The 25,982-nt window shown below is 64.3% G+C and carries 22 protein-coding genes; 11 read left to right on the plus strand and 11 right to left on the minus strand.

The features are described 5' to 3' along the window. Window positions 1-179 precede the first annotated feature (179 nt). Window positions 180-665 (plus strand): SH3 domain-containing protein, encoded by a 486-nt coding sequence (locus VWY75_RS09090; protein ID WP_340547537.1) that lies wholly within the window; start codon window positions 180-182, stop codon window positions 663-665. A gap of 12 nt (window positions 666-677) precedes the next feature. Here VWY75_RS09090 and VWY75_RS09095 read toward each other — a convergent pair whose 3' ends face one another. Next, window positions 678-3,296 carry an AAA family ATPase gene (locus VWY75_RS09095; protein ID WP_416537553.1) on the minus strand — a complete coding sequence of 873 codons (2,619 nt, stop codon included), beginning with the start codon at window positions 3,294-3,296 and terminating at the stop codon, window positions 678-680. Then, window positions 3,293-4,426, minus strand: coding sequence for a metallophosphoesterase family protein (locus VWY75_RS09100; RefSeq protein ID WP_416537554.1), 1,134 nt, complete (start codon window positions 4,424-4,426; stop codon window positions 3,293-3,295). The genes VWY75_RS09095 and VWY75_RS09100 overlap by 4 nt, the downstream gene beginning before the upstream one ends. Window positions 4,427-4,645: 219 nt before the next feature. On the opposite strand from VWY75_RS09100, the gene VWY75_RS09105 reads away from it, so the two are divergent. From VWY75_RS09105 to VWY75_RS09125, 5 genes are all read left to right on the plus strand, one after another. After that, window positions 4,646-5,311 (plus strand): GntR family transcriptional regulator, encoded by a 666-nt coding sequence (locus VWY75_RS09105; RefSeq protein ID WP_340547478.1) that lies wholly within the window; start codon window positions 4,646-4,648, stop codon window positions 5,309-5,311. 98 nt (window positions 5,312-5,409) lie between these two features. Beyond that, on the plus strand, window positions 5,410-6,429 hold the full coding sequence (locus VWY75_RS09110; RefSeq protein ID WP_416603377.1) for an ABC transporter substrate-binding protein: 1,020 nt from the start codon (window positions 5,410-5,412) through the stop codon (window positions 6,427-6,429). A 99-nt stretch (window positions 6,430-6,528) separates the two neighbouring features. After that, the gene (locus tag VWY75_RS09115; RefSeq protein ID WP_416537556.1) at window positions 6,529-7,296 is read left to right on the plus strand and encodes an ABC transporter ATP-binding protein; all 768 of its coding nucleotides are present in this window, start codon (window positions 6,529-6,531) and stop codon (window positions 7,294-7,296) included. Next, window positions 7,289-8,137, plus strand: coding sequence for an ABC transporter permease (locus tag VWY75_RS09120; RefSeq protein WP_416537557.1), 849 nt, complete (start codon window positions 7,289-7,291; stop codon window positions 8,135-8,137). The genes VWY75_RS09115 and VWY75_RS09120 overlap by 8 nt, the downstream gene beginning before the upstream one ends. A gap of 329 nt (window positions 8,138-8,466) precedes the next feature. Beyond that, window positions 8,467-10,683, plus strand: a complete 2,217-nt coding sequence (locus tag VWY75_RS09125; protein WP_416536567.1) for an NADP-dependent isocitrate dehydrogenase — start codon at window positions 8,467-8,469, stop codon at window positions 10,681-10,683. A 117-nt stretch (window positions 10,684-10,800) separates the two neighbouring features. Here the strand turns inward: VWY75_RS09125 and VWY75_RS09130 are convergent, their stop codons facing one another. The 3 genes from VWY75_RS09130 to VWY75_RS09140 all read right to left on the minus strand — a co-directional run bounded on the left by VWY75_RS09130 (window position 10,801) and on the right by VWY75_RS09140 (window position 13,342). Continuing rightward, window positions 10,801-11,499, minus strand: coding sequence for a gamma-glutamyl-gamma-aminobutyrate hydrolase family protein (locus VWY75_RS09130; RefSeq protein ID WP_416537558.1), 699 nt, complete (start codon window positions 11,497-11,499; stop codon window positions 10,801-10,803). After that, window positions 11,496-12,542, minus strand: a complete 1,047-nt coding sequence (locus VWY75_RS09135) for an amidoligase family protein (protein ID WP_416537559.1) — start codon at window positions 12,540-12,542, stop codon at window positions 11,496-11,498. The genes VWY75_RS09130 and VWY75_RS09135 overlap by 4 nt, the downstream gene beginning before the upstream one ends. 161 nt (window positions 12,543-12,703) lie before the next feature. Beyond that, a complete protein-coding gene (locus VWY75_RS09140) occupies window positions 12,704-13,342 on the minus strand; it encodes a LysE family translocator (protein ID WP_416537560.1) in 639 nt (212 codons plus the stop codon). Window positions 13,343-13,533: 191 nt separating this feature from the next. On the opposite strand from VWY75_RS09140, the gene VWY75_RS09145 reads away from it, so the two are divergent. Then, entirely contained in the window at window positions 13,534-14,004 is a 471-nt protein-coding gene (locus VWY75_RS09145; RefSeq protein ID WP_340547486.1) for a hemerythrin domain-containing protein, read from the plus strand. A gap of 199 nt (window positions 14,005-14,203) precedes the next feature. Here the strand turns inward: VWY75_RS09145 and VWY75_RS09150 are convergent, their stop codons facing one another. The 5 genes from VWY75_RS09150 to VWY75_RS09170 all read right to left on the minus strand — a co-directional run bounded on the left by VWY75_RS09150 (window position 14,204) and on the right by VWY75_RS09170 (window position 18,328). Further along, window positions 14,204-14,731: a GAF domain-containing protein gene (locus VWY75_RS09150; protein WP_416537561.1), complete on the minus strand. Its 528-nt coding sequence runs from the start codon at window positions 14,729-14,731 to the stop codon at window positions 14,204-14,206. 63 nt (window positions 14,732-14,794) lie between these two features. Further along, entirely contained in the window at window positions 14,795-15,541 is a 747-nt protein-coding gene (locus tag VWY75_RS09155; protein WP_416537562.1) for an ABC transporter ATP-binding protein, read from the minus strand. Further along, window positions 15,538-16,386 (minus strand): ABC transporter ATP-binding protein, encoded by an 849-nt coding sequence (locus tag VWY75_RS09160; RefSeq protein WP_416537563.1) that lies wholly within the window; start codon window positions 16,384-16,386, stop codon window positions 15,538-15,540. The genes VWY75_RS09155 and VWY75_RS09160 overlap by 4 nt, the downstream gene beginning before the upstream one ends. Beyond that, window positions 16,383-17,285 carry an ABC transporter permease gene (locus tag VWY75_RS09165; RefSeq protein WP_416536560.1) on the minus strand — a complete coding sequence of 301 codons (903 nt, stop codon included), beginning with the start codon at window positions 17,283-17,285 and terminating at the stop codon, window positions 16,383-16,385. Before VWY75_RS09165 ends, VWY75_RS09160 begins: the two co-directional genes overlap by 4 nt. Next, window positions 17,285-18,328, minus strand: coding sequence for an ABC transporter permease (locus tag VWY75_RS09170; RefSeq protein WP_416537564.1), 1,044 nt, complete (start codon window positions 18,326-18,328; stop codon window positions 17,285-17,287). Before VWY75_RS09170 ends, VWY75_RS09165 begins: the two co-directional genes overlap by 1 nt. Window positions 18,329-18,493: 165 nt before the next feature. Between VWY75_RS09170 and VWY75_RS09175 the strand changes: the two genes are divergently transcribed. The 3 genes from VWY75_RS09175 (at window position 18,494) to VWY75_RS09185 (ending at window position 22,022) form a co-directional block, all read left to right on the plus strand. Then, window positions 18,494-19,111 carry a helix-turn-helix domain-containing protein gene (locus VWY75_RS09175; RefSeq protein ID WP_416537565.1) on the plus strand — a complete coding sequence of 206 codons (618 nt, stop codon included), beginning with the start codon at window positions 18,494-18,496 and terminating at the stop codon, window positions 19,109-19,111. A gap of 68 nt (window positions 19,112-19,179) precedes the next feature. Next, complete coding sequence (locus VWY75_RS09180; protein ID WP_416537566.1) at window positions 19,180-20,766, plus strand: ABC transporter substrate-binding protein; 1,587 nt, start codon at window positions 19,180-19,182, stop codon at window positions 20,764-20,766. A gap of 155 nt (window positions 20,767-20,921) precedes the next feature. Then, on the plus strand, window positions 20,922-22,022 hold the full coding sequence (locus tag VWY75_RS09185; protein ID WP_416537567.1) for a M24 family metallopeptidase: 1,101 nt from the start codon (window positions 20,922-20,924) through the stop codon (window positions 22,020-22,022). 51 nt (window positions 22,023-22,073) lie between these two features. Here VWY75_RS09185 and VWY75_RS09190 read toward each other — a convergent pair whose 3' ends face one another. After that, a complete protein-coding gene (locus VWY75_RS09190; protein WP_416537568.1) occupies window positions 22,074-22,481 on the minus strand; it encodes a response regulator transcription factor in 408 nt (135 codons plus the stop codon). Between the two features lie 263 nt (window positions 22,482-22,744). On the opposite strand from VWY75_RS09190, the gene VWY75_RS09195 reads away from it, so the two are divergent. Then, window positions 22,745-25,891 (plus strand): transporter substrate-binding domain-containing protein, encoded by a 3,147-nt coding sequence (locus VWY75_RS09195; protein WP_416537569.1) that lies wholly within the window; start codon window positions 22,745-22,747, stop codon window positions 25,889-25,891. Window positions 25,892-25,982: the final 91 nt, after the last annotated feature.

A 25,982-nucleotide genomic window follows, 5' to 3' on the forward strand; every position in this document is an offset into this window, starting at 1 on the left:
TCTGACGCGGCTTTCTTTTTCCCGATGATCGGCACCCGGACATCAGATCAGGGGCAGGTCGGCAAAAAAACGCAGCGCTTTTGGATTGGTCAGGCAGGTAACAGGCAGCGACAATAAGAAGCGAGCAGGCAGTGAAAATTTCGGCATCATATCTGCGGTCCCGGCTGGCCGTGGTCGGCATGATCCTGATTGGCGTAACCGGTGCGGTGGCCCCTGCCCCCGGCCATGCCCGTGACGAACGCGGGCCGGTGACCAACCTGCCCCTGCCCCGGTTCGTGTCGATGAAGGCTGCCGAGGGCAACGTGCGCCGGGGTCCGTCGCTGACGCATAAGATCGACTGGGTGTTCAAGCGGCGCGGGATGCCGCTGGAGATCACCGCCGAATACGGGCACTGGCGCCGCGTGCGTGATCGCGACGGGGCCGGCGGCTGGGTTCATTATGCGCTGCTGTCAGGGTCACGCACCGTGCTGATCGAAGAGGACATGCTGACGGTCCATGCCCGCCCGGACCCCAACGCCCCTGTGACCGCCGCCTTTGAGCTCGGCGTGGTGGCGCGGCTGGGCAAATGCGACATCAGCTGGTGTTCAATCTCTGCCGGTGGCTATCGCGGCTGGGCGCCCAAGGAAAAGCTGTGGGGGGTGGCCCCGGATGAGCTGCGCGACTGAGCCATCAGCCCGTCAGTCGCGGCGGTCGGCGGGGCGGATCGCAAGGCTGGTGCCGCCCAGTTCGCGAAAGCTCTTCTGACGGCAGGAAAACACCAGAATTTGCAGATCATTGGCCTGTAGCGTCAGCGCGTCAAACAGCGCCTCGATGCGGGCATCGTCGGTATAGGCCAGCGCATCATCCAGAATGACCGGGATGCCGCGCCCGGATTTCGCCAGGAGCCGGGCAAAGGCCAGCCGCACCATCAGCGCCAATTGTTCCTGTGTGCCACCGGAGAGCTGGGTCAGCTGCTCCTCTGCGGCGCCGCGCGCCAGCTGGCTGGGCAGCACGCTGTCGGCATCAACCTGCACCTGTGCCTCCGGCCAAAGCCTACGCAGCAGCGGCGTCAGCTCGGCCATCAACGGCCCCAGATATTGCGCCTGCGCGCCTGCTTGCGCGGCTTCCAGCGCCTGATCCAGACGGCGCAGGGTGGCCACTTCGAAATGCAGCGCCGCCAGCGTGGTTTCGGCAACCGCCAGCTGATCGGTGACCTCGGCCAGTTCTTCCTCCACCGCGTGGCTGGCATGGGCGCTGACACGCGCGTCCAGAACCGCCAGATCGCGCGCTAGCGCCTGCAGGCGCGCCTGCGCCGTCTCGACCACCGAACGGGCACGCTGGCAGGCCGCCTGAGCCTGTTCCAGATCCGGGGCCTCGGCGGTCAGGCGGGCCTCTTCGGCGCGGGCCTCGGCCACGGCCTGCTCCAGCGCGGGCAGCCCGGAGCGGAGGGTTGCCAGCTCTGCCGTGGTCGCCTCGGCATCTCCCAGCGCCACGGTGGCGCGGGCCAGCTCGGCCTCGGCAGCCTCGGCATGGGCCAGCGCGCCATGGGCCTCTTTCTGAGCGGCGGCCTCTTCGGTGCGGCGCTGTGCAAGTGTGGCATCTGCGGCCAGCTCGCCAGCCTCGGCCCCGGCCTGCGCCGCGTCCAGGTCGGCCCGGTCCGGCTCGGCCTCGCCCTCCGCATCGGCCTGCCCATCCGAACCAACCGGCAAGGCTGCGATCGCCGCGACCAGCGCTTCGCGCCCCTCCGGCGCGAGCGCCCGCTGGGTGGCCTCGCCCTCTTTCAGGCGGGCCGTTGCGGCATTGCGGGCATGATGCGCCCTGCGGGCCTGTTCCAGCGTTTCGAAACCCTGGTCGGCCAGAGCCCGCGCCAGGGCGGTTTCGGCCTCGGACAATGCGCCACTATCGCTGCCGCGCGCGGGATGCAGGGTCACGGTGGCAAGGCCCGGTATCTCCAGCCTGCCGCCATCGGGCAGGGCCACCTCTGCCCCCTCGTGCAGCGGTTCACCGTCAAGGCTCAGCCGCGCCTCGGCGCCGGGCAGATAGGCAACGCTGAGTGCGGCAGCGGAGGCGGCGCGGGCGTGGCGGGCCAGAGCAACCGACTGTGCCAGATCTTCCAGCCGGGCCATCGCGGCGGCTGTGACAGCCTCCTTGGCCAGCTGGCGATCACCCACCAGATCAGCCTCTAGCGCATCGAACTGGGCCAGACGCTCGGTCAGCTCGGCACGGCGCAATTGAGCCTGCTGCGCAGCCTCGGCGCGCAGGGCGGTGGCGATGGATTTGCGGATCGCGGCAACGGCATCGCGCGCCTTGGCGGCGGCGAGTTCGGCGGATTTCAACTGTGCGGCGGCCTGTTCGGCGGTGCGGGCGGCGTCCTCCCGCCGCTCCGTTGCCTGCGCAAGCGCCTTGCTAGCGCGGGCATGATCCGCGAGGCGCGCCGTCTGGGTTTCGATCCGCGCCGCCTGTCCGTCACGGCGCGACAGCGCCAGATCAAGCGCGCGGCGAGCCTGTTCGCATTGCTCTCGGTGCCGCTTGGCGGCGACCAGCGCGGCTTCGGCAGCTTTCAGCCGGGACTGGCGGGCTGCGGTTTCCTGTGGCGCGGAGAGATCGGCCTGTTCGCGGCGCAGCAGCTGGCGCTGGTCCAGCAGCTGGCGCAGATCGGCGACCTGCCCTGCCAGAGTGTCGCGCTGTTCAGCCAGCGCCGCCACGCGGGCCTCGGCCTCGGCCAGCGGGCCGCCCTTGCGGGCACCGCGACTGGTCACCAGCCGGTCCAGATCGGCGCGCAGGCGACGGCGCAGGCTCTCCATCTGCTGACCGCCGGTCACCGCCTCGACCTCGCCGCTGAGCGAAGACATCAGATCGCGCCGCGCCTCCAGCGTGTCCTTGGCATCGGCAAAATCGGTCAGCCCCTGTCGCAGCCAGAGCATCCCCACCGGCCCGTCCTTTGGCGGTGCAATGAGGTCGCGCAGCCAGGCCTCGGCGGCATCGGCCTGATGCAGCAGCGCGCCCTCCCGCCAGATCCGCGCGGTGCCCTTGCCGGAGGCTTTGGTAAAGGTCTTGGCGATGCGGTAGTGGCTGCCCTGATGGGTCAGCTCGACCTCCACCTCCGGGTCGCCGCCGGCATAGGGGGCCAGCGCGCGCACGTCCTTGTCCCAGGATTTCGCGTCCTTGAAAAACAGCGCCTGAAGCGCGTCGAAGATGGTGGATTTACCCTGCTCATTAGGCGCGCTCAGCAGGTTGAGACCGGGGCCGATGCCGGTGATTTCAACCGGATCGACAAAGCGGCGCACATTGGTCAGGCGAAGGGCCGTCAGCTTCATTCCGCGCCCTCCTGCACCGCCGCATAAAGCCGGTTCAGCGCCGCTGCGGCCACGTCGCGGTCGTCCTGCGCCAGCGCGCTGTTCCGGCTTTCCGCCATCAGGGTTTCGGCGGCGACCCGCAGCGCGCCGGCGGTGGCGATCTGGTCCAGATCCTCGGCCCGGTGTTCGATCCGCAGCGCCTCCTCGTCGAGGCTGAGATGGCAGAAGGCCGGGGCCTGCTCGACCACGAAACGCCGCAGCTGCATATGCTGATCGGCGGTGACCCAGCCCCGCGCGCGCAGGCGGATCAGACAGTCGGGCCAGTCCGGCGGGTCGGCGGGCAGCGCGGCCCTGATCAGGGCGGTGATATCCTGCCCCGGAGCCAGATCCAGCGCCAGCTCCTGCCAGTGGTACTGGCCGATCTCGATCTGGCGCAGCTGTGGTGGCTGACCCGGCCCCGGCAGATCCACCAGCAGGCAGCTGCCGCGGCCCGGATGTTTGAAGCGGTCCCGTTCCGGCGTGCCGGGATAGCGGCTATGGGCATTGAGGGTAAAATCGCCATGCCAGTCGCCAAGCGCCAGATAATCCAGCCGCGCGCTGCTGGCGCGGGTGGTGGCGATGGTCTCGGCACCGTTCTGGTCGCGGTCGAAATCGAGCACTGCGCCATGGGCCAGCCCGATGCGCAGGTGGCCCTCGGGCGTCTCGGCGCTCTCCATCCAGATGGTGCGGTCCTGACCGGCAAAACGATGCTGACAGGGGGCGGGCAACAGCGTGGCACCGGGAGCCATCTCGACCGGGTCGGGCTGCATCAGCAGATGGACATTGTCCGGCGCATGGCGCGCCATCTCCGCCCAGAGCGGCTCGGCCGCGCCGCTGTCGTGATTGCCGGGGATGATCCACCACTGCACCGGCTCGGCGGCGGCCATCGCGGCCAGCGCCTGCCGGATCACCCGCGCCGAGGGGGTTTCGGTGTCAAAGAGATCCCCCGCAATCAGCACATGTTCCGCGCCCTGCTCTGCCGCCGTCTGCGCCAGCCGGGGCAGGATCCCCTGCCGGGCCTGTTGCAGCGCGGCGCGGGTTTCCTCATCGAACTGGCCAAAGCGTTTGCCCAGGTGCAGATCGGAGGTGTGCAGCAGGCGCAGGCTGGTCATGCGGAATGGGTCCTCTGGTGGTGGGCTTCACAGGTGAGTGACGTGCAGAAGTGACAGAGCCGCGCCGGGGCGTCAACGCGGGTCTGCACGGCGGGCTCAGGGCAGGTGTCGGGCGGTCGGCAGGCTGGCGGCGGGCAGCCACGCGGCGGGCAGAAGGATTGACAGACCCGCAATCACCCGGCAAAAATATTGGAGATTTTCCAAAATAGGGATCAAAGCATGTTTGGTCGGCGCCCCCGCTCGGAGGAAGATACGGTTGTCGCCGTGCTGGCGGCAGCGCTGCGGCGGGATATTTCCTTTGGCGTGCTGCGACCGGACCAGAAGCTGAAGATCGAAGCGCTGCGCCAGAGCTATGGCGGCTCCAACCATTCGATGCGCGAGACCCTACGGATGCTCAGTGCCGAGGGGCTGGTGGAGGCCACTGCCCAGCGCGGTTTTCGCGTCACCTCGGCGACCGAGGATGACCTGCGGGACATTCTGTTCATGCGGCTGGAGGTGGAACGGCTGGGCCTGAGGATGGGGCTGGAGCGCGGCAACGTCCAGTGGGAGGGCCGGGTTCTGGCGGCGCATCACGCGCTGCGCCGCACCGAGGAAGCGCTGGTTGAGGAGGCCAATGACGCGCTGGCGCTGGATTGGGACATGGCCTGCCGGAACTTTGCCGCGGTGCTGGTGGAGGCCGCGCAATCGCCCCGGCTGTCGGATATGCAGCTGAAATTCTACGATCAGTCTCGCCGGTTCCGACTGGCGCAACTGCGCGAGGGGCGGCTCGATTTTGCCACCCGCGCGCGACAGCAGCAGGTGCTGGTCGAGGCTGTGCTGGCCCGCAATACCGAGGCCGCCATCGCGGCGCTGGAGATCTATGTGACCGGCGATATGGGCGGCTAACAGCGGGCTGCGGTCAACGCGCGCCGGAAACCGAGACTAGATATCAGCGGGCCTGACCGACCCGATGGGACACCAACATAAGAGGGAGGATTTGAGAGATGACCAATTGGACACGCCGCCGCACGCTTGCAGCACTTGGCGGTGCTGCCGCAGCTGCGGGGCTGGCGACACCGGCGCTGGCAAGCAATCGCAAGATCGTGCTGGGGGCGCTGCGCTTTACCAGCCATTCAGCCAGCTTCATCGCGCAGGAGCGCGGATATTTCGCTGATGCGGGCCTTGACGTGGAGCTGCGGTTTTTCCAGGCGGCCTCGCCGATGTCGGTGGCGATTGCCTCGGGCGATGTGGATTATGCGATCACCGCGATGTCGGGCGGGCTGATCTCGCTGGCCGATCGCGGTGCAATCAAGGTGATCGGTGGCGCCTTGTCGGAGGAGCCGGGTATCGACGGGCAGAAGATTCTGGTCTCCGACGCCGCCTATCAGGCCGGGGTCACCAGCCCGGCGGCGCTGGACGGCAAGAGCTTTGGCATGACCACCGCCGGTTCCTCGTTCCACTATATGGGGTCGCGGATGGCGCAGAAGGAAGGTGTCTCGCTGTCCTTCAAGCCGCTGCAAAAGGTCGGTGCGATCATCGGCGCGCTGAAATCAGGGCAGATTGATGCCTGGTCCATCGTGCCTCATATCGCCAAGCCGCTGGCAGGATCGGGCGCTGTGCATATCATCGGTGATGTGGCGGACTATCTGCCCGACTATCAGGTGACGACGGTGTTTACCTCGGCCAGCAATGCCAGCGGTGAGCAGCAGATGACCCGCGATTTCCTGAGAGCCTACAGCCGCGGTGTCTCCGATTACAACGCCACCATGATCGACCGGGCCAGCGGTGATGCAGGCGTCGACCAGATGGTCGATCTGATCCACAAATATGTCTACGCAGATCGCCCCCGCGAGAAAGCCGCCAAGTCGATCATCAATGGCACCATGCGTCTGAACGAAGGGGCGGCGATGAACACCAGATCGCTGGCGGATCAGCTGGCATGGCTCCAGGCCGAAAAGCTGGTGGATGCGGATATCACGCTGGAGACGATCATCGACTCCAGCTACGTCGACACCATCGGCTGATCACCGGACCGGTGACGCACAACTGACTGTGCCGGTGACCCAGACCGGCACCAGCGCCGGGGCGGCCTGCCCCGGCCCTCTCATGCGTGGAGCAAGACTATGGATATTCGCCTGTCCGGGGTGGGCCATGCCTATGACGACATCCCGGTCCTACGGGACATCACGCTGGAGATCCCCAGCGGCAAGATCGTCTGTATCGTCGGTCCCTCCGGCTGTGGCAAATCCACCCTCCTGCGGTTCATCGGCGGGTTGGAACGCCCTAGCCAAGGCGAGGTCCTGCAGGTGGGGCAGCCGCCCGAGGGCAGTCTTAATCCGCTGACTTATGTGTTTCAGGATTTTGCCCTGCTGCCCTGGCGCACGGTCCGGGGCAATATCAGCCTGGTGCTGGAGGATCACGGCATTCGCGGCGCGGCAGCGGCACGGATCATTGACGATGTTCTGGCGCGCACCAAGCTGGGTGATTTTGCCGAGGCGCTGCCCAAGCAGCTGTCGGGCGGGATGAAACAGCGGGTGGCAATAGCACGGGCGCTTGCCGTGAACCCGGCAGTGATGCTGATGGATGAGCCGCTGTCGGCGCTGGACAGCCAGACCCGCGAACTGCTGATGGATGATCTGGTGGCGCTGTGGACGCGCACGCCCTTCACCGCCGTCTATGTGACCCATAATCTGGCCGAAGCGGTGCGGCTGGGTCATGCCATCGTGGTCTTGTCCCGCCGTCCCGGCCAGATCCGCGAGATCGTGGAACTGGACACACCGCTGGCCGAGCGCGAGTTTGGCGATGCTGAGCTTGAACAGAAACAGAAATACCTGTGGCAGCTGATGCGTGACGAGGCGCGGGCGGCGGATGCGGAGCTGATGAATGTCTGACACCCAATTGGCCGGGGCGCAGCCCGGCAAGACGGCGGGCACCCCCGCAACACCGGCGATCCGCCCGGTTCAGTTTCGCGGCGGCGGCTTTGCCCCTCGCGGCGGGCGCTGGGTGGGCGGACTGGTCTTTGTGCTGCTGTTGCTTCTGGCCGAACTTGGCACCCGTCAGGGCTGGATTTCCAACCTCACCCTGCCGCGCCCCAGCGATGTGCTGGCGACGTTGCAGGAGCTCTATGCCACCGGCCTGCTGTGGACCCACGTCAGCGTCTCGCTATCGCGATTGGTCGTGGGCGCGGCCTTGGGGGCCAGCGTCGGTATTGGCGTCGGGCTGATGATCGGGCTGTTTTCCTATGTGCGCGCGGGGCTGGTGCCCTTGGTGGCGGCGCTATTTCCGATCCCGAAGATCGCGCTTTTGCCGCTGTTTGTGATCTGGTTCGGCATTGATGAGGGGTCCAAATATGCGCTGATCGCCTTTGGCACCTTTACGCCCACCGTCGTGGCCACCTATGGCGCGGTGGACAATGTCGACCGCTCGCTGATCCGCATGGGGCAGAGTTTCAACCTGTCGTGGCTGTCGATTGTCCGCAAGATCGTGCTGCCGGGGGCGATGCCCGGTATACTGTCCGGCCTGCGCATCAGTCTGGCCATTGCCATCATCCTGCTGGTGGCCGCTGAAATGCTGGGGGCGGAGCATGGCATTGGTGCGTATATTCTGGAGGCCGGGTCGCTCTATGATCTGGAGCGGCTGTTTGCCGGTGTGGCGATCCTGTCGGTGCTGGGGGTGCTGGTCAGCAGCCTGATCGGGCTGATCGAACGCCACCTGCTGCGCTGGCGCAGCTGAGCGCGACCGAGTCGCGCATGTGACCCGCCCCTGCCTGTCGCAATCGCATAGAATCGAGGCCAATGGCGTCAAAACGCGCCAATAATCTCAAAAGCGCGGCAATCTGCGCCTCACAAAGCCCATGCCGGCAATTGCACCCGCGCGCGACCTGATTTACACGGGGGCCATATGAATGGCTGTTGTCCTTGCGGGCTGCCGGTCTGTCAGACCAGTTCTGACCCAAGATGACCGCCCGCCGCATCCTCACCGGGCAGCAGCACCCCGTCCATCAGGTGCAGCGCCGACCGCTCACCCAAGTTTCCGATATCGCTGAAAAAAGGTTGTGGAATATGGCAGAAAATTCGACCCCCGACATTTTGTATACCATCGTAGACGAAGCCCCCGAGCTGGCCAGCGCCTCTCTGTTGCCGATCATCCGCAGCTTTGCGAATGCGGCGGGCGTCTCCGTCGGGACCAAGGACATTTCGCTGGCGGGCCGCATCCTTGCGACCTTCCCCGAAGCGCTGAGCGACACCCAGCGTCAGAGCAACGATCTGGCCGAACTGGGCGAGCTGGTGAAGACCCCCGAAGCCAATGTCATCAAGCTGCCGAATATCTCGGCCTCGGTGCCGCAGCTGACCGCCGCGATTGCCGAGTTGCAGGCGCAGGGGTTCGACATCCCCGACTATCCGGCGGACCCGGTGACCGATGCGCAAAAAGAGATCCGCGCGCGCTATGACACCATCAAGGGCTCGGCTGTGAACCCGGTGCTGCGCGAAGGCAACTCGGACCGTCGCGCCGCCCGCGCGGTGAAGAACTTTGCCCAGAACAACCCGCATTCGATGGGCAAATGGTCTGCTGACAGCAAGACCAAAGTCTCCTCGATGCCGGGCAATGATTTCTACGCCAACGAAGTCTCCGCCACCATTTCCGCCGCGCAGGCCGGGACCGCGAAGATCGAGTTTGTCGGCAAGGACGGCGCCGTTACCGTGCTGAAGGACAGCTGGCCGCTGGAAGAGGGCACCGTTGCCGATGCAACCTTCATGTCGGCCAAGGCGCTGTCTTCCTTCCTGACGGATGCGATTGAAGACACCAAATCCGATGGCACCATGTTCTCGCTGCACATGAAAGCCACCATGATGAAGGTCTCCGACCCGATCATCTTTGGCCACGCGGTGAAGGCATGGCTGGGCCCGGTCTGGGACAAATTCGGCGCTGAAATCGAAGCGGCTGGCGGCTCGGCGAACTCGGGCCTTGGTGCGGTTCTGGCAACCATCGACGGCCTGCCCAATGGCGATGCGATCAAGGCAGAGATCGCCGCGCTGGACCGTCCGTCCATGTATATGGTGGACAGCGACAAGGGCATCACCAACCTGCATGTGCCCTCCGATGTGATCATTGACGCCTCCATGCCTGCGGTGATCCGTGCCGGCGGCAAGGGCTGGGACGAAGCGGGCAACAAGGGCGACACCAACTGCGTGATCCCCGACCGCTGCTATTCCACCGTCTATGACGAGAGCATCAATTTCTTCAAAGCCAATGGTGCGCTCGACGTGACCACCGCAGGCTCCGTCGCCAACGTCGGTCTGATGGCGCAGAAGGCTGAGGAATACGGCTCGCACCCGACCACCTTCGAAGCGGCCGCAGATGGCACCATCCGTATCGTGCTGGCAAATGGCGAGACGCTGCATTCGCACGAGGTCGAGGCCGGTGATATCTGGCGCGCCTGCACCGTGAAAAAGGCCCCGATCGAAAACTGGATCCAGCTGGCGATGGACCGTCAGCGGCTGACCGGTTCCGAGGCGATTTTCTGGCTGGACGCCAACCGCGCCCATGACGCCGAGCTGATCAAATACGTGCAGCCCGTGCTGAACGCAGCTGGCGTGGCCGATAAGTTCCAGATCATGGCGCCGCGCGAAGCCACCCGCCAGAGCCTTGAAACCATCACCGCAGGCAAGGACAGCATCGCCATCACCGGCAACGTGCTGCGCGACTATCTGACCGACCTGTTCCCGATCCTGGAGCTGGGCACCTCGGCCAAGATGCTGTCGATTGTGAAGCTGATGAACGGTGGCGGGTTGTTTGAAACCGGGGCCGGCGGCTCTGCGCCCAAGCACGTGCAGCAGCTGGTTGAGGAAAACCACCTGCGCTGGGACTCGATGGGCGAATTCTGTGCTCTGGGTGAATCGCTGAACTTCCTCGCCGACAGCAAGGGCAACGCCAAGGCTGGCGTGCTGGGTGCCGCTGCCGAGGCGGCGACGCAGGGCATTCTGGATCACAACCGCTCGCCCTCGCGCAAGGTGGGTGAGCCGGACAACCGCGCCAGCCACTACTGGTTTGCCCGCTACTGGGCCGAAGCGCTGGCCGCACAGGGGGATGACGCCGAACTGGCCGCGCATTTCGCGCCCATCGCCGCAGAGCTGGCGGCCAAGGAAGAGCAGATCCTGTCGGAGCTGGCCGAGGTTCAGGGCAAGGCGGTTGATCTGGGCGGCTATTTCCACACCGATCCGGTGAAAACCGCCGCCGTCATGCGCCCCAGCGCCGCGCTGAACGGCATTATCGGCTGATCACGCATCGGCGTGTTCGGGCGACATGCTGCCCCTAGACCATAGAAAACGCCCGGAGTGTTCCGGGCGTTTTTTTCGTTCAGACTGCAAAGCCTCGGGGGAAAGTGTCAGGGCGGATCAGCCGACCATGTCCAGCGCTTCGACCGGGTCGTCGCGTTTCGATCTCGCCGCCTCGACCAGCGCGCGAAAGAGGTTCAGATGGGCGGGCTGGTAGAACAGATGCTCAGGATGCCACTGCACCCCGACTGCGAACCGACGGCCCGGATCCTCGATCGCCTGCACCATGCCGGACTGATCGCGCCCGGTGACGCGCAGCCCCTGCCCGAGGCTGCTGACCGACTGGCTGTGCAGCGCGTTGACCTTCAGCTCAGGCACCCCGAGGATACGCCGCAGTGTGCTGTTGTTGGTGATCGTGACCTTCTTGCGGGGGAGCACTGTCTTGTAGTTTTCCAACCCGTAAAAGGCATAGGCATCCTGATAGAGCGCGCCCCCGCGGGCTACATTCAGCATCTGCGCCCCGCGGCAAATCCCCAGAAGCGGAACATCCCGTTGGGTTGCCTGCCGCACGATATCAGCCTCAAGCGCGTCGCGCTCGGGGTCCAGACGGACCTCCGGCATGATCTGCCCCTTGTAGAGCGTTGGGGCGATGTCGTCTCCGCCACCGATGACCACACCATCCACCTGCGCCAGATCGGCGGCGCGGCCGCTTTGCCAGCGCACGGCGCGGCCACCGGCCAGCCAGATGTTCAGGGCCATCAGCGGAAAGATCCGCCAGCCGCTGCGGCGCGAGACGGTGACTGCAATGACCGGTTTCATGCGGCATCTCCTCGTGCTGCGGTGTTCAGGACGTCGGCCGCGTGTTTGGCCCATTCGCGGTTCAGCAGCTGTTCGCTGCGCGGGCGGCTCCGCCAGGCCTTGATCAGCTGGTCGAGCCGACCGTCGCGGGCGATCTGTTCCAGCTCTGCCCAGCGGTTCCATTCCTGGCTGATGGACCACCCCGGCTGGCCCAGACGGCAATCCGGCAGACGGTAGTGATAGGCCGGACGGGCGGCGGTTTTGTCATCCTCGCCCAGAGCGGCGCGCACGCGATCGGGCGCGTAATCGGCCAGCAGTGGCAGCAGATCCAGCGCGTGGTTTCTATCCGCCGCATGGTCGAGATAGAGGTCGCAGAGCGCCTCCATCGTCTGTGGCGGGTGCTCACAGAGGGCATCAATCAGCGCCGCCGGATAGGGCGCGATAAAGGGCTGCACCCGGCGCGACACGTCGATGCCCGGGCTGCGGCGCAGCACCGGATCCAGCAGAGCAAAGGCGGTAAGCACCGGGACGATGTGATCCACCGTCATATCCGCTACTTCGACATTCAGATGTACGCCAAAGCCGTTCAGCACGCCGTCCTGCGTGCCCGTGGCCCCCGCCTCTGCCAGTTTGGAACACAGCCGATCCAGCTGCGGCAGCTGCGATTGCGCCAGCGGCGGGGTCACGATTTCAACAGGGATTAGCGGCTCTGCGAGGGAGAAAAGTGCCTTGCCCAGCCCGTGGACTTCGGTCCGGTAGCGGCTGTCCAGATAGACCTCGATATCGCCCAGCCGGGTGTTCTTGACGTGCGGTTTCGGGCCGTCGGTATCATCCTGCGCGTGGATGTCGCCGCCAAGTTCGCGCTGGACAATGTCCTGCGCCTCGGCGGCGGAGAGGCCACCGAACTCGATCTCGACGCCGACCTTGCGATCATCGGCGGCGGTGCGGGCCCCAGACATCTGCGGCAGCGATTTGACAGCGTCCTGCGCATCCGCGCGTCCCGCCGACCGGCCGTCAAGGGGAGAGGCAAAACCCGCCTCGGTACTCAGATCACTTTCCAACATAATGGGCTCCGTGCTCGCTCACAGACCCAACGTCACCGATGCAAAAATGTTCCACCCCTGCGGGCGCGGGCACGATCCTCTCACGTTTTTTACGCTGCTTTGTTGATCGGGCGATCGGTCGAAATCCGCCGCGGGCAAGACAGGCCCCGCCGGATTAGCAGTCAGATCAACAGCATCCAGAGGCCGACAGCCGCCAGCAGCAGGGCAAACCCCCGGTTCATCCGGCGCGCCCGATCATCGCGGAAGATCCGTCGTGCAAGCCCCTCGCCGATCCATGTCCAGATCGAAAAAGCCACCAGATTGTTCAGCGTGAAGATCAGCGTGATGATCATGACCAGCCCCAGCTGTCCCGAAAAAAGAAGGGGCGCTGCATCATCGGCGGTGCGCGCAGGATCAGCGGGCGCCAGAAACTGGCTGAACATCACCGCAATGATCACATAGGCCTTCGGGTTCAGCAGCAGCAACACCACACCATCACCAAAGCGCGCTGGTCGCGCCTGTGCTCCTGAGGCCGCCCCGTCGGCGCACCACATGCCCCAGGCCAGCCACAGGACATAGGCCGCCCCGGCCAGCGTCAGCCATCGAAACGCCTCCTGCGAGACCGCCTGAGCCAGCAGGGCGCTGGATCCGATCAAGAGGGTCACCAGCGCCGTGGCGATATGATAGCCGGCCGTGGCCGGGATCGTGGCGCGCATCCCAAATCGCGCGCCGTTGGCGGCAAAGAACAGATTACCCGGTCCCGGGCTATAGGCCAGCGGGAACAGAAACACGAGCAGGGCAAGCGTCGTCTCAAGGGTCATATCAGTCTCACATGGCAATGCTCATCCTGACCTAATTGCACCGGCCATGGGTCGCGACCCGGATCCTGCGCATAATATTGCGGTCTGCGGGAACACTCCGCCCGGCTGCGGCGTTCTTTCCCTGTCTCCTGGCGGCCAGAGCCCTGGCGGGGAGGCTCAGCCCAGATAGGTCAATCAACCGGAGAGCCGCTATGCCATCCATCTATGACGCCATCAAACAGGACCATGACGCCCACCGCGAGTTGCTCGCCTCGATCGAGGACAGCAAGGTTGAGGCGCGCGGCGCCCTCTGGAAACGCTTCTACGAGGATGTGAAAAGCCACGCCGCCGCCGAGGAAGAAACCTTCTACTCAAAGCTGATCAGCCAGACCTGGGGTCAGGATGCGGCCCGCCATTCCGTGCATGAGCACCAGCAGCTCGACGATCTGATGGAAGAGCTCAACGTGATGAAAATGTCCTCCGACCTGTGGATGAGCAAGTTCCAGCAGCTGAAGCACGACTACGAACACCACATGGAGGAAGAGGAAAACGAGGTGTTTACCCGGGCCAAGGAGATCATCTCCGATGAGGAGATCGAAGGCTATGGCACACGTTTCCAGAAGCGCAAGGAAGAGGAACGCGGCCTGATTGACGAAAAACGCGAGGACAGCCTCGAAGACTGACGGCAGCGATCCCGGGCAGCCCGACGTCAAGCCCTACGTCCAGCCCGGTGCAGGGAGGCAGATCCGGGCGGGGACCTCTCGGCGCCGCACGCATCATACCGCCGACAAGAGAGAGCCGGCTGCCGCGCGGCTCTCTGTGTTGTCTATCCATGAGAGCCTGCGGGTCGGCGGGCAGGACCGCCTCGGCCTTCAGCGGCGATCAGAGCTGTCGCGCAACCGCCAGCGTTGCCATGGCGGGCAGCGTCAACAGCTCTTTCGCCTGCGCAACCCGCGCCTGCGTGTAGTACCCCGGCTCGTGCAGGATATTGACGGTCGCGGCCAGTTCCCCCTCCAGCAGAACCGGCAGGTTGATCACCGCGCCACAGCCCAGCGCGCCGATCAGCTCGGCGTCGGGAAACACCGCGTCGATCTCTTCCAGCGTATTCGCAACGAAACTGCGGTGCTGACCGTGGACGATATCGAACCAGCTGTTCATCTCGATCGGTTTGGTGCCGGAGGTCGGGTAATTCACACGGTCGTCGGTATAGGTGCGACAGGCCAGCATCGCGCCCATATCCACCGTCATCACGGTGAACAGCTTTGCCCCAACGGTGGCCTTGGTCAGCGCGCAGAGGGCATCGTACGCAGCCTCGGCCGTTGTGGCGGCGGCCAGCGCGTTGGTGAAATGGCGCAACGCCTCGGCGGGGGCATCGTCTGTTCGGCGGCTGCGCATGTTATCGTCGGGCATCGGGTCTGTCCTTTGGCATGGGGTCGGGTCTGCTGTCGTGATTGATGGTCAGTCCGGCAGCTGTCACACGGTCAGCTCGGCGCCACCGCTGGCGGCATAGAGCGCCTGAGTATAGGGATCGCGAAAGGCGCCGTCATGCAGCGCCTCTGCCGGGGCGATCTCGACAATGCGCCCCTTGTTCATCACCGCCATACGGTCACACATGAAGCTGACAACCGGCAGGTTATGGGTGACCATCAGATAGGTCAGCCCCTGCGCATGGCGCAGCACCTTCAGCAGGTTCAGGATCTCCGCCTGCACCGAAACATCCAGCGCCGAGGTCGGCTCATCCAGGAGCATCACCTTGGGCTCCAGCATCAGCGCCCGCGCAATCGCGACCCGCTGGCGCTGCCCACCGGACAGTTGATGCGGATAGCGAAAGCGGAACCGCTGGTCGAGGCCGACAGCGGCCAGTATCTCTGCCACGCGGGCGTCGCGCGCGCCGATGCCATGCACCCGCAGGGGCTCCCGGAGCACCCAGTCGACCGGTTTGCGCGGGTGCAATGAGCCGTAGGGATCCTGAAACACCATCTGGCAGCTTCGCGAAAACGCGCGATCAATCCCGTGGCTGCGCGGCTGACCCAGAACCGAGATCTCGCCGGTCCAGTCAGGCGCAAGCCCGGCAATCGCCTTCAGCACGGTGGATTTGCCAGATCCGCTTTCGCCGACCAGGGCAAAGCTCTCCCCCTCGGCCACATCCAGGGTGACGCCCTGCACCACCCTCGTGTCGCCGTAGGAAATATCGAGGTTTCTCAGAGATATCGCTGTCATGTGCCACTCCAGCTTGACCGGTCGAGCACAGGCAGCGTGTCGCGGGTTTCCTTCATCCGGGGCACCGCTGCCAGCAGACCTTGGGTATAGGGGTGGCTGGCCTTGTGCAGATCGGCAGCGGCGCAGCTTTCGACCACGCGGCCGGCATTCATCACCATGATCCGGTCGCAATAGCGCGCCACCAGATTGAGATCATGGCTGATCAGGATCAGCCCCATGCCCTTGTCCCGCACCAGATCGTCGATCAGATCCAGCACCTGCGCCTGTACCGAGACATCCAGCGCCGAAGTCGGCTCATCCGCGATCAGCAGATCCGGGCGCGGGATCAGCATCATCGCGATCATCACCCGCTGCCCCATGCCGCCCGAGACCTGATGCGGATACATCTGCGCCACCAGTTCGGGGTCGTTGATGCGCACCGCCTCCAGCATGTCCAGCACGCGGGCGCGGGTGTCGCGGCGGCTGAGACGTTCGTGGACATCCAGCGCCTCGGCGATCTGTGCGCCGATGGTCATCACCGGATTGAGCGAGAATTTCGGATCCTGCATGATCATCGAAATCCGCGCGCCGCGGATATTGCGCATCTGACGTTCGCTGAGTGTTTGCAGCTCCTGCCCCTCCAGCGCCAGCCGGTCCGCCGTCATCTGGCCCGGGCGGCGGATCAGCCGCAGGATCGCACGGCCGGTCATGGATTTGCCCGATCCGCTCTCGCCGACGATACCGAGGCGTTCGCGGCCCAATGTGAAGCTCAGCCCCTTGACCACCTCTACCCGCCCCTGGGGTGTCGGGAAGCTGACGCGGAGGTTGTCGACCTCCAGCAGGGGTGTGGACGTGGATTGGCTCATGACTTGCCCCCCTGTTTGGGGTCCAGCACATCGCGCAACCCGTCGCCAAGAAAACAGAAGCCGAGGCTGACCACGATGATGGCAATGCCGGGCATGGTCGCCACCCACCACTGGTCCAGAATGAACACCCGCCCGCGCGAGATCATCGCGCCCCATTCCGGCAGCGGCGGCTGCGCGCCCAGACCCAGAAACCCAAGACCCGCCGCCGTCAGGATGATCCCGGCCATATCCAGCGTCACCCGCACGATCATTGATGAGGTACAGAGCGGCAGCACATGGTGCAGGATGACCCGACTGTGTGAAGCCCCCAGCAGGCGCGTCGCGGCGATGAATTCGGCGTTGCGGAAGGTCAGTGTCTCGGCCCGTGCGATGCGGGCATAGGCAGGCCATGCGGTGATTGCGATGGCGATGATCGCGTTTTCGATCCCCGGCCCCAAGGCGGCAACAAAGGCCAGCGCCAGAATCAGCTTGGGCATCGACAGGAAGACGTCCGTGATCCCCATCAGGATGCGGTCGATCCAGCCGCCGAAATAGCCCGAAATCGCCCCGATGATCAGCCCCAGCGGCGCCGAGATCACCGCCACCAGCGCCACGATCATCAGCGTGATGCGCGCGCCGTAAACCACGCGGGAGAAGATATCGCGCCCCAGCTCATCGGTGCCCATCCAATGGGCGGCAGAAGGCGGTAACAGGCGCGAGGACAGGTCCTGCCCCACCGGGCTATGCGGCGCGATCCAAGGCGCCAGCGCCGCTGCAAGAATGAGGATCGTGATGATCAGTGCCCCCAGCACTGCCAGCGGGTTGCGCATCAGCGCCAGCGTCATACGATAGGCGCGCCCTGCGGTGGCCTGGGTCCGGGTGGCGGGGGAGTCGTCGAGCAACCAGTCGCGGCTCAGCATCACAGGCTCCTTGGATCAAGAACCCGGTACAGCACATCCGAGATCTTGTTGATGAAGATGAAGACCGCGCCAATCACCAGCGTCGAGCCAAGCACGGCATTCATATCCGCATTCAGCAGCGCCACGGTGAGGTAATTGCCGATGCCGGGCCAGCTGAACACCGTCTCAATCATCACCGACCCTTCCAGCAGAGCGGCATAAGAGAGGCCGATTACGGTGATCAGCGGCACCCGGATCGGTTTGAACCCATGCACCCATATCACTTTCCATTCCGGCACGCCCTTGACGCGGGCGGTGGTGATGAACTCCTGACTGAGCTGGTCCAACATGAAACTGCGGGTCATGCGCGCGATATAGGCGAGGCTGAAAAACCCGAGGATGGCCGCAGGCAGCACCAGATGCGAGAGCGCGTTCCAGAACACCTCGGTGTCGCCGACCAGCAGGCTATCGACCAACAACAGGCCGGTGACCGGATCAATCAGCCCGTCATAGAAAATATCGACCCGCCCCGGTCCCGCGACCCAGCCCAGACCCGCATAAAACACCGCCAGTCCGACCAGCCCGAGCCAGAAGGCGGGCACCGAATAGCCCAGCAGCGCAAAGACGCGAATGATCTGATCGACCCAGGTGCCCTGACGCGCGGCGGCCCAGACGCCCATGGGCACGCCCATCATCACACCAATCAGTATGCCCAGCGTGGCCATCTCCAGCGTGGCGGGAAACACCCGCGCGAGGTCGGACACGACGGGCCGGTTGGTGGAGACGGAACGCCCCAGATCGCCCTGAAACACATCGCCCACATAGGATAGGAACTGGATCACCAGCGGCCGGTCCAGCCCCATGGCAACCCGCGCCGCGTCATATTGATCCTGTGTGGCGCGGTCGCCGACCACGGACAGAACCGGATCAATCGGCACCACACGGCCAATGAAAAACGTGATCGCCAGAAGCCCGAGAAAGGTCAGCGTCGACACGATGGCAAAACCGGCAAGCCCCTGCCCCCAGCGCAGAATTGCGCGCCGTCTCTGTGCTGCTCTGGTCAAGATATCCTGCCCTCCACATGGTCGATCCGCACCGCATCCGATCGGCGGACGGTCGGCGCGACACCATCAGGCATAAATATTATTTTTCTCGATAGCAAAATTTTTTTGCTTCACAATAATTTTTTTCCTAAGCTGCCCGAAGCAAGCCCAAACCGAGAGCCACCGATGACCCCTGCCAGCCCTGCCGCCAAACCCGCCAAGACCCGCAGCAGCCCGGGGCCGATGCTGGGCGCGCTGATCCGCAAGCGGCGCAAGCAGATGGGGCTGACGCTTCAGGCGCTTGGCGATACCGCCGGGGTGTCGGTGGGCTATCTGAGCCAGGTGGAGCGCGACAACGCCACCCCGACGCTGGGCACGCTGGCGCAGATTGCCGCTGCGCTGGAGGTGGGGCTGGAGTATTTCATCGCCACGCCCAAGCCGTCGGATGCGCTGACGCGGGCGGCAACGCGCACGCAGTTTTCACTGGCGGGATCGTCACTCACCTATGAGGCGCTCGGCGCGCAGTTTCCGGGCGCGGAGCTGTCCAGCTACATCCTGCATGTCCCGCCCGGATACGTCTCCGAAGAGGTCAGCCACGAGGGCGAAGAGATGCTTTATGTGCTGGAGGGCGAGATCGACCAGTCGCTGGACGGGCAGGTGTTCCGCCTTACCGCCGGCGACAGCCTGCATTACAGCGGCCTTACCTCACATTCCTGGAGCAATCCGACCGAACAGCCCGCGCGGCTGTTGTGGACCGGCACGCTCAGCGTTTTGCACAGCAAGAATACCCCCAACCTGCCGTGACCCGGATCGCTCCCCAGTGGGCAGAGCCGATGCGGCAGACAACAAGACATCAAAACAGGGAGACTGACATGAAACTCGTGAAATCCGCCTTGCTGGCCAGCGTGATGGCCCTGCCCTTGGCGAGCGCCGCTGTTGCAGACACGCCCGCCAATGCGCTGATCGTGGCGCAGAACATCGACGATATCGTCGCCATTGACCCCGCACAGGCCTATGAGTTCACCTCGGGCGAGCTGGTGACCAACCTCTACGACCGGCTGGTGCAATATGACGCCGAGGATCCCACCGTTCTGGCGCCGGGCCTTGCCAGCGCCTGGGAGATTGACGCGGAGGCCAAGACCATCCGCTTTTCCCTGCGCGATGATGCGGTGTTCCACTCGGGCAATCCGGTGCGCAGCGAGGACGTGGTGTTCTCGCTTGCCCGGGTGATCAAGCTGAACCTGACCCCCGCCTTTATTCTGGCGCAGCTGGGCTGGACGGCGGAGAATGTCGATCAGATGGTCACCGCAGATGGCAATAGCATCACCATCAAATACGAAGGGGATTTTTCCCCCGCCTTTGTCATGAACGTACTGGCCGCCCGCCCCGCCTCCGTGGTGGACAAAGAGGTGGTGATGGCCAATGCCGTGGACGGTGACATGGGCAATGGCTGGCTGAATGAAAACGCCGCAGGCTCCGGCCCGTTCAAGCTGCAAGGCTACCGCCCGGCGCAGATGGTGCGGCTGGCGGCAAACCCCGCCTATTTCAAAGGCGCGCCGAAGATGGAGAGCGTCATCATCCGCCATGTGGCCGAGGCGGCGACGCAGGAACTGCTGCTGGAATCCGGCGATATCGACATGGCCCGCAACCTGACGCCCGATCAGATCCGCGGCTTTGACAGCGACGCCATCAAGGTGGAGACCTACCCGCAGGCCGCGGTGCATTTCCTGTCCTTCAACCAGAAGACCGACAGTCTGACCGATCCGGCCGTCTGGGAGGCCGCGCGCTATCTGGTGGATTACAAGGGGATGACCGATACCATCATCAACGGCCAGATGGAGATCCATCAGGCGTTCTGGCCCAAGGGCTTTCCCGGCTCCTACGATGAGACCCCGTTCGGCTATGACCCGGAGCGGGCCAAGTCCATCCTCAGCGACGCGGGGATCAAATCCCCGATCACCGTCTCGCTGGATGTGATCAACGCAGCCCCCTTTACCGATATGGCGCAGTCCCTACAGGCCAGCTTTGCCGACGCGGGGATCAACTTTGAAATCCTCCCCGGCACCGGCAGCCAGGTGATCACCAAATATCGCGAGCGCAGCCATGAGGCGATGCTGCTCTACTGGGGCCCGGATTTCATGGACCCGCATTCCAACGCCAAGGCCTTTGCCTATAATTCCGACAACTCGGACGACAGCTATGCGGCGACCACCACCTGGCGCAACGCCTGGGCTGTGCCGGAGGAGATGAACGCCAAGACCAAGGCCGCCCTCACCGAGGCAGATCCTGAAAAACGGCTGGAGATGTACCGCGAATTGCAGGCCGACGTGCAGCAAAGCTCCCCCATCGTGATCATGTTCCAGGCGGCCTATCAGGTGGCGATGGACGCGGATGTCTCCGGCTATGTGAACGGTGCGACCTCTGATTTTGTTTTCTACCGTCTGGTGGAAAAGAACTGATCCCCGGCGCCCCTTGGTGCCTAGGCCTGTCCCCTGTCTGACGGGGGCAGGCCGCTCGGGGCCGGTGCTGACATGAGCCGGCCCCTTTTTCCAATGTCGACCGCAATCAAGACGCCCCGCCCCTCACAACCGGGCGCGCGGCAGGAGCCAGATAGATGACAACGCCCCCCTATGCAGACCGGCTGAACCGGCTGCGTCACCGCATGACAGAAACCGCCACCGATCTGGTGGTGCTAGGCCCCTCCAGCCATATGATGTGGCTGTCGGGTGTGAACCCCCATGGCGACGAACGCCCGGTGATGCTGATGGTCAGCCAGAACCATGCGGGATTTCTGATGCCGGCGCTTAATGCTGATGCCGCGCGTACGGCAACCGACCTGCCATTTCGCTGCTGGTCGGATGACGAAGGCCCGGATGCGGCCCTTGCCACGCTGCTGAGCGACTGCGATGCCACAGCTGGCGGCCTGTCGGTGGTGCTGGATGAAACCATGCGCGCCGATTTTGCCCTGCGGGTTTTGGATGCGATGGACGCGCCCAGCCGCCGCTTTACCGATGATACAGTTGGCCTGCTGCGCGCGATGAAGGACGCCGCAGAATATGACGCGTTGAAGGCCGCGCATCTGTTGAATGATGCCGCCGTGACCGAAGCGTTCTCCCGTCTCGAAGAAGGCATGAGCGAGCTGGATGTGCAGGCCATCCTGCATGAATATTACAAGGCCCATGGCGCCAGCGCGGAATTCACTATCGTCGGCTTTGGCGCCAATGGCGCCTTCCCGCATCACCACACCGGGGACACAAGGCTGAGCCGCGATATGGCTGTGCTGATCGACACGGGATGCCGTCTGAATGGCTACCCCTCTGACATGACCCGCTGCGGCTGGTTCGGCACACCGGAAACGGAATATGAGCAGGTGTTCGAAGTGGTCGAGGCCGCGGTAAAGGCAGCTGTTCAGGCGGCAAAACCCGGCGTTCGCGCCAGTGAGGTCGACCGTGCCGCCCGCGATACCATTGCCGCCGCCGGCTATGGGGCGCAATTCCTGCATCGCACCGGCCACGGGCTGGGCATCGACGTGCATGAACCGCCCTATATCACCGCGACATCGGAGGTTGAGCTGCGCGCAGGCAATGTGTTCTCGATCGAACCGGGGATTTACCTCAAGGACCGTTTCGGCGTGCGTCTGGAGGAGATCGTGATCCTGCGCGAAGATGGCGCCGAGATCCTGTCAGAGATGCCCCGCAGCATGCAGCGGCGCTGACTGATCAGGCTCCGAAAAAACGGTCGGCGCCCCGGTTTCTGGTGGCGCCGATCAGACTTCGCTCTCCAGCAGCTCGTCGATCAGGGACAGCAGCTCGATTGGTTCAAAGGGTTTGGTCAGCGAAGCCGTGGCCCCAAGATCACGTGACGTGACCAACAGATTCTCCAGCCCCGGGGCTTTGGTTGCACCGGACATTGAGATAACCGGCGGGATCTTGTGGCCCTCTCGGGCACGCCCCTGCAGGAAGGCAAGCAGGATCACGCCGCCATCCGGCACCGCACGGTTGTTTTTCTTTACGATCAGATCGGCGATTACCAGATCGAAGTCATATTCATCGTATTGCGCAATGGCCTGAGTTGCGTCCGTGCAGAAGATCGGGAAATGCCCGGCCCGCTCCAGCGAGACCTGCAACAGGTCGGCAAAAACCTCGTCGTCTTCGAGAACCAGAAGATTTGCCATCGCATTCCCTTTTCAAACGGACCAGTACCACATAACTGCGCCGAAACGCCGACCGGATTGCTGATGTTTCCCATGCCGCATCGGTTTTAACGGCCAGCCCGGGATTGATCAATTGTGTTGGCTGCGACAATTCGTTTTGATTGCAACTGTTGGTCGGTTTGATCCGACATTGCGCCCGGACAGGTGGTAGCCTGACGGCATCGGACCGGCGATATCAGGCGGGCAGCATCAGGCGGGCAGAGGCAAGGCGGAGCGTTCGAGACATGATCAGACAGGTTTGGCGCGGCGTGGCCTTGCTGGCGGTTCTTGCCATAGCCCCGCCCGTGTGGTCGCAGCAGGCCCCGGAGCCGTTACGGATCGGTGTGCTGCCGATCCCGCCTTTCGCGCAGCTGGATCCTGATGCGCAGGCAACCGGGTTCCTGGTTGAGCTCGCCGAGGAGATCGCGGGCGAACTCGGCACCGGCATCACGCTGGTTCCGCTGTCCACCAGCCGCGAGTTCGTCGAGTCACAGGCCACCGGGCGGACCGATATGATCGCGGGCATTGCACAGCTGCCCGCACTGCGTGACACCAATGTGTTTTCCCGCAGCATTTCGCGTGAAACCCTGCGCCCGATGGTCCGTATCGCACAGGCGCAATCCCTCTCGACCACCTCGCTCAGCGGCAGGCGGGTGGGCATCGTGCCCCCGGCTGTAGGATCGGAGGAGCAGGCCTTTCTCGCGCGCAACACGGCCGTGGAGTTCGAGTCACCCGAGGCCGCAATCATGGCGCTGCTGTCAGAGCGGGTTGACGCCGTGCTGATCCCGGAGCCCGTCGCTTTCAACATCGCGAAACTGGCGTCCGTTGATGGCCGGGTCAGCTTCCTGAACCCGCCCTTGCGGCAGTTCGAGAGGTTCATCGCCCTGCATCAAAGCCGTGCCGACCTGCTGCCTGACATCGAAGCCGCGCTGGACCGGATCGAAGGCGACCGTCGACTAGATAATCTGCTGCGCAAGTATTTTCTGGACATTCCACTGCCCGCCCCCGAGGTGCTTCGCGTCGGCGTGCGCCACGCGCCGCCCTATCAGGTGATCGAACCGGATGGCAGCTTTTCAGGTTTTGGCGTCGAGACCCTACGCGATCTGGCAGGGCGCACCGGGCTGAAACTGGCATTCCACAGCATCAGCGACGACGACTGGCGGCGTGGGCCGCAGTCGGACACCTACGATATCCTGCCCGCCGCCAGCATCACGACCGAACGTTCTGCAAGGATGGATTTTGCCCATCCCATCCTGGCCACGGATCAATCCGTCTTTACCCGTCCGGCGGATGCCGCAGAGCTGAGGCGGCCCGAGGATTTGCAAGGGCGCCGCATCGGCCTGCGATCAGACAACGCAGCCGCGATCGCGCTGGCAACCGCCAATGGCTGGACCATCGTTGCGATGGCAGAGGCCAGGGACCTGCTGGCGGCGTTGCAGGATCGGCGGATCGACGCGGTGATCTATCAATCTGACACCCTGCCCCTGGCGGCCGCGCGATGGGGCGATCCTGAGAGTATAACCGAGGCGCTCCCCGCGCTGCTGACCACGGAACGCGCCGCCGCGCTGCGCTTTGGTCTGGGCGAGATCCGCGACAAGCTGGATCTGGCCCTGCCGCAATATCTGGTGTCCGCCGATTACGCCGAGCTGCGCCGTCAGTATTTTGAACCGGCAGAGTTCTGGACCTCGGACCGGCTTGCGCTGCTGGGCTATGGTCTTGTGGGCGGTGTTCTGGGCCTGCTGGGTATTCTTGGCACCGGCCAATTGCGCGCCCGACGCCGCACCGCCGCTGAAAAGGCCAGACAAGCCGCCGAGGTGGCCGAGATCCGCGACGAGCTGGAAACCGTGCTGAATGCCGCCACCAGCGGTATTGTCGCACTGGATCGCGACGGCCAGATCATTCGCATCAACCGCCGCGCCCGTCGCATGTTGGGGGGTGTCTCGCAACCGGTGCCATTCGCCTGGCCGCAGGATATCTATTTTCTCGACAGTGAAAGCAACACCCCGCTTGAAGACAGCGCCGACCCGATCCGCCGCGCCCGCTCAGGCCATGTGTTGACCGGTGAAACCCATCTGCTGCGCCGCCACGCCGACAGCGAGGACTATCGTTATGTCCGCGTCACAAGCGCCGTTCTGGACAATGAGGAACACGGTATCTCGCTGGTTCTTGTGATCGACGATATTTCCAGCGAAGAACGCAACCGACTGGCAAGCGAACGCAAGAATCGGCTGGATGCCCTCGGCCAATTCACCGGCGGGATCGCCCATGATTTCAACAATCTGCTGGCCTCCATGCTCTACGCCGTAGAACTGGCGCGCAGCTCCGAGACGCCGGACAGCAGGGCGCGGTTTCTCAACATTGCAGCTGGCGCAATCGACAAGGGCCGCGCGCTCACCGCTCGGCTGCTGGCTTTTGCCAAACGCCAGCCGGGGCTTGCCATGGCCAAACCTGTCGACGAGGTTTTTGCAGATTTCGAGGAGCTGATCGGCTCCATGATCGAGGAACGGATCCAGCTCGCCTGCGATCCGGTTGACCCCGGATTGCGGGTCTATTGTGATCCGGCCCAGCTGGAAACGGCACTGATGAATCTGGTGCTGAACAGCCGGGATGCGATACTGCACAGCGGTCGCGGTGACAGGATCACCCTGACGGCCCGCGCTGTGCTCTCGACCGACGACGACCTAGACGCAGACCAGCGCGATCATGACAACAGCGCCGCACCCGGCTCAGAACCCGGCATCTATCGCTACGTGGAACTGTCGGTCACCGACAATGGCCCCGGCATGGACGAGGCAACGGTTGCCCGCTGCACCGACCCGTTCTTCACCACCAAAGGCAGCGTTGCGGGTACCGGGCTGGGCCTGTCGATGGTCTACGGCTTTGCCCGCAATGCCAATGGTGATCTCAGGATCTATTCCGAACCCGGCATCGGCACCACCGTGCAAATGATCCTGCCGCGCGGGACCGAACAGGGCGAGCGTGAAGCGCCCGTCAGCGACGGTGCGGCGATCCGCGGCAAGGGCGAGACCATTCTTCTGGCGGAGGACGAACCCGAGCTGCTGTCGATGATGAGCGGCGTGCTGGAGGAGCTTGGCTATCAGGTGCTTGCGACGTCATCGGCGCAGCAGGCGCTGGATCTGGCAGGGCGTGAGGCGTCTATTGATCTGCTGCTGACCGATGTGGTGATGCCGGGCTCCATCAGTGGTTTTGAACTGGCCCGCCGCATCCGCGCCCTGAGACCGGGCGTCCCGGTTGTCTACACGTCGGGCTACATCGGTTTCACCGCCGCCGAGATGGGCCCGGTTGAGGCCCCGCTCCTGCAGAAACCTTCGCACCCGCACGATCTGGCAGCCACCGTGGCAGCCGCACTTGGGCGGGGCGCCACCGCCTGAGTGCCAGCCCCAGCTAAGCACCACCCGGCGCTCGATCCCGACACGCATAGGTCTGTCATAAGCTGAGGCAGGCAACCACCGCTGCCTGCCT

It is taken from the genome of Phaeobacter sp. JH20_08 (assembly GCF_048056635.1).
In the GTDB taxonomy this organism is placed as follows: domain Bacteria; phylum Pseudomonadota; class Alphaproteobacteria; order Rhodobacterales; family Rhodobacteraceae; genus Phaeobacter; species Phaeobacter bryozoorum.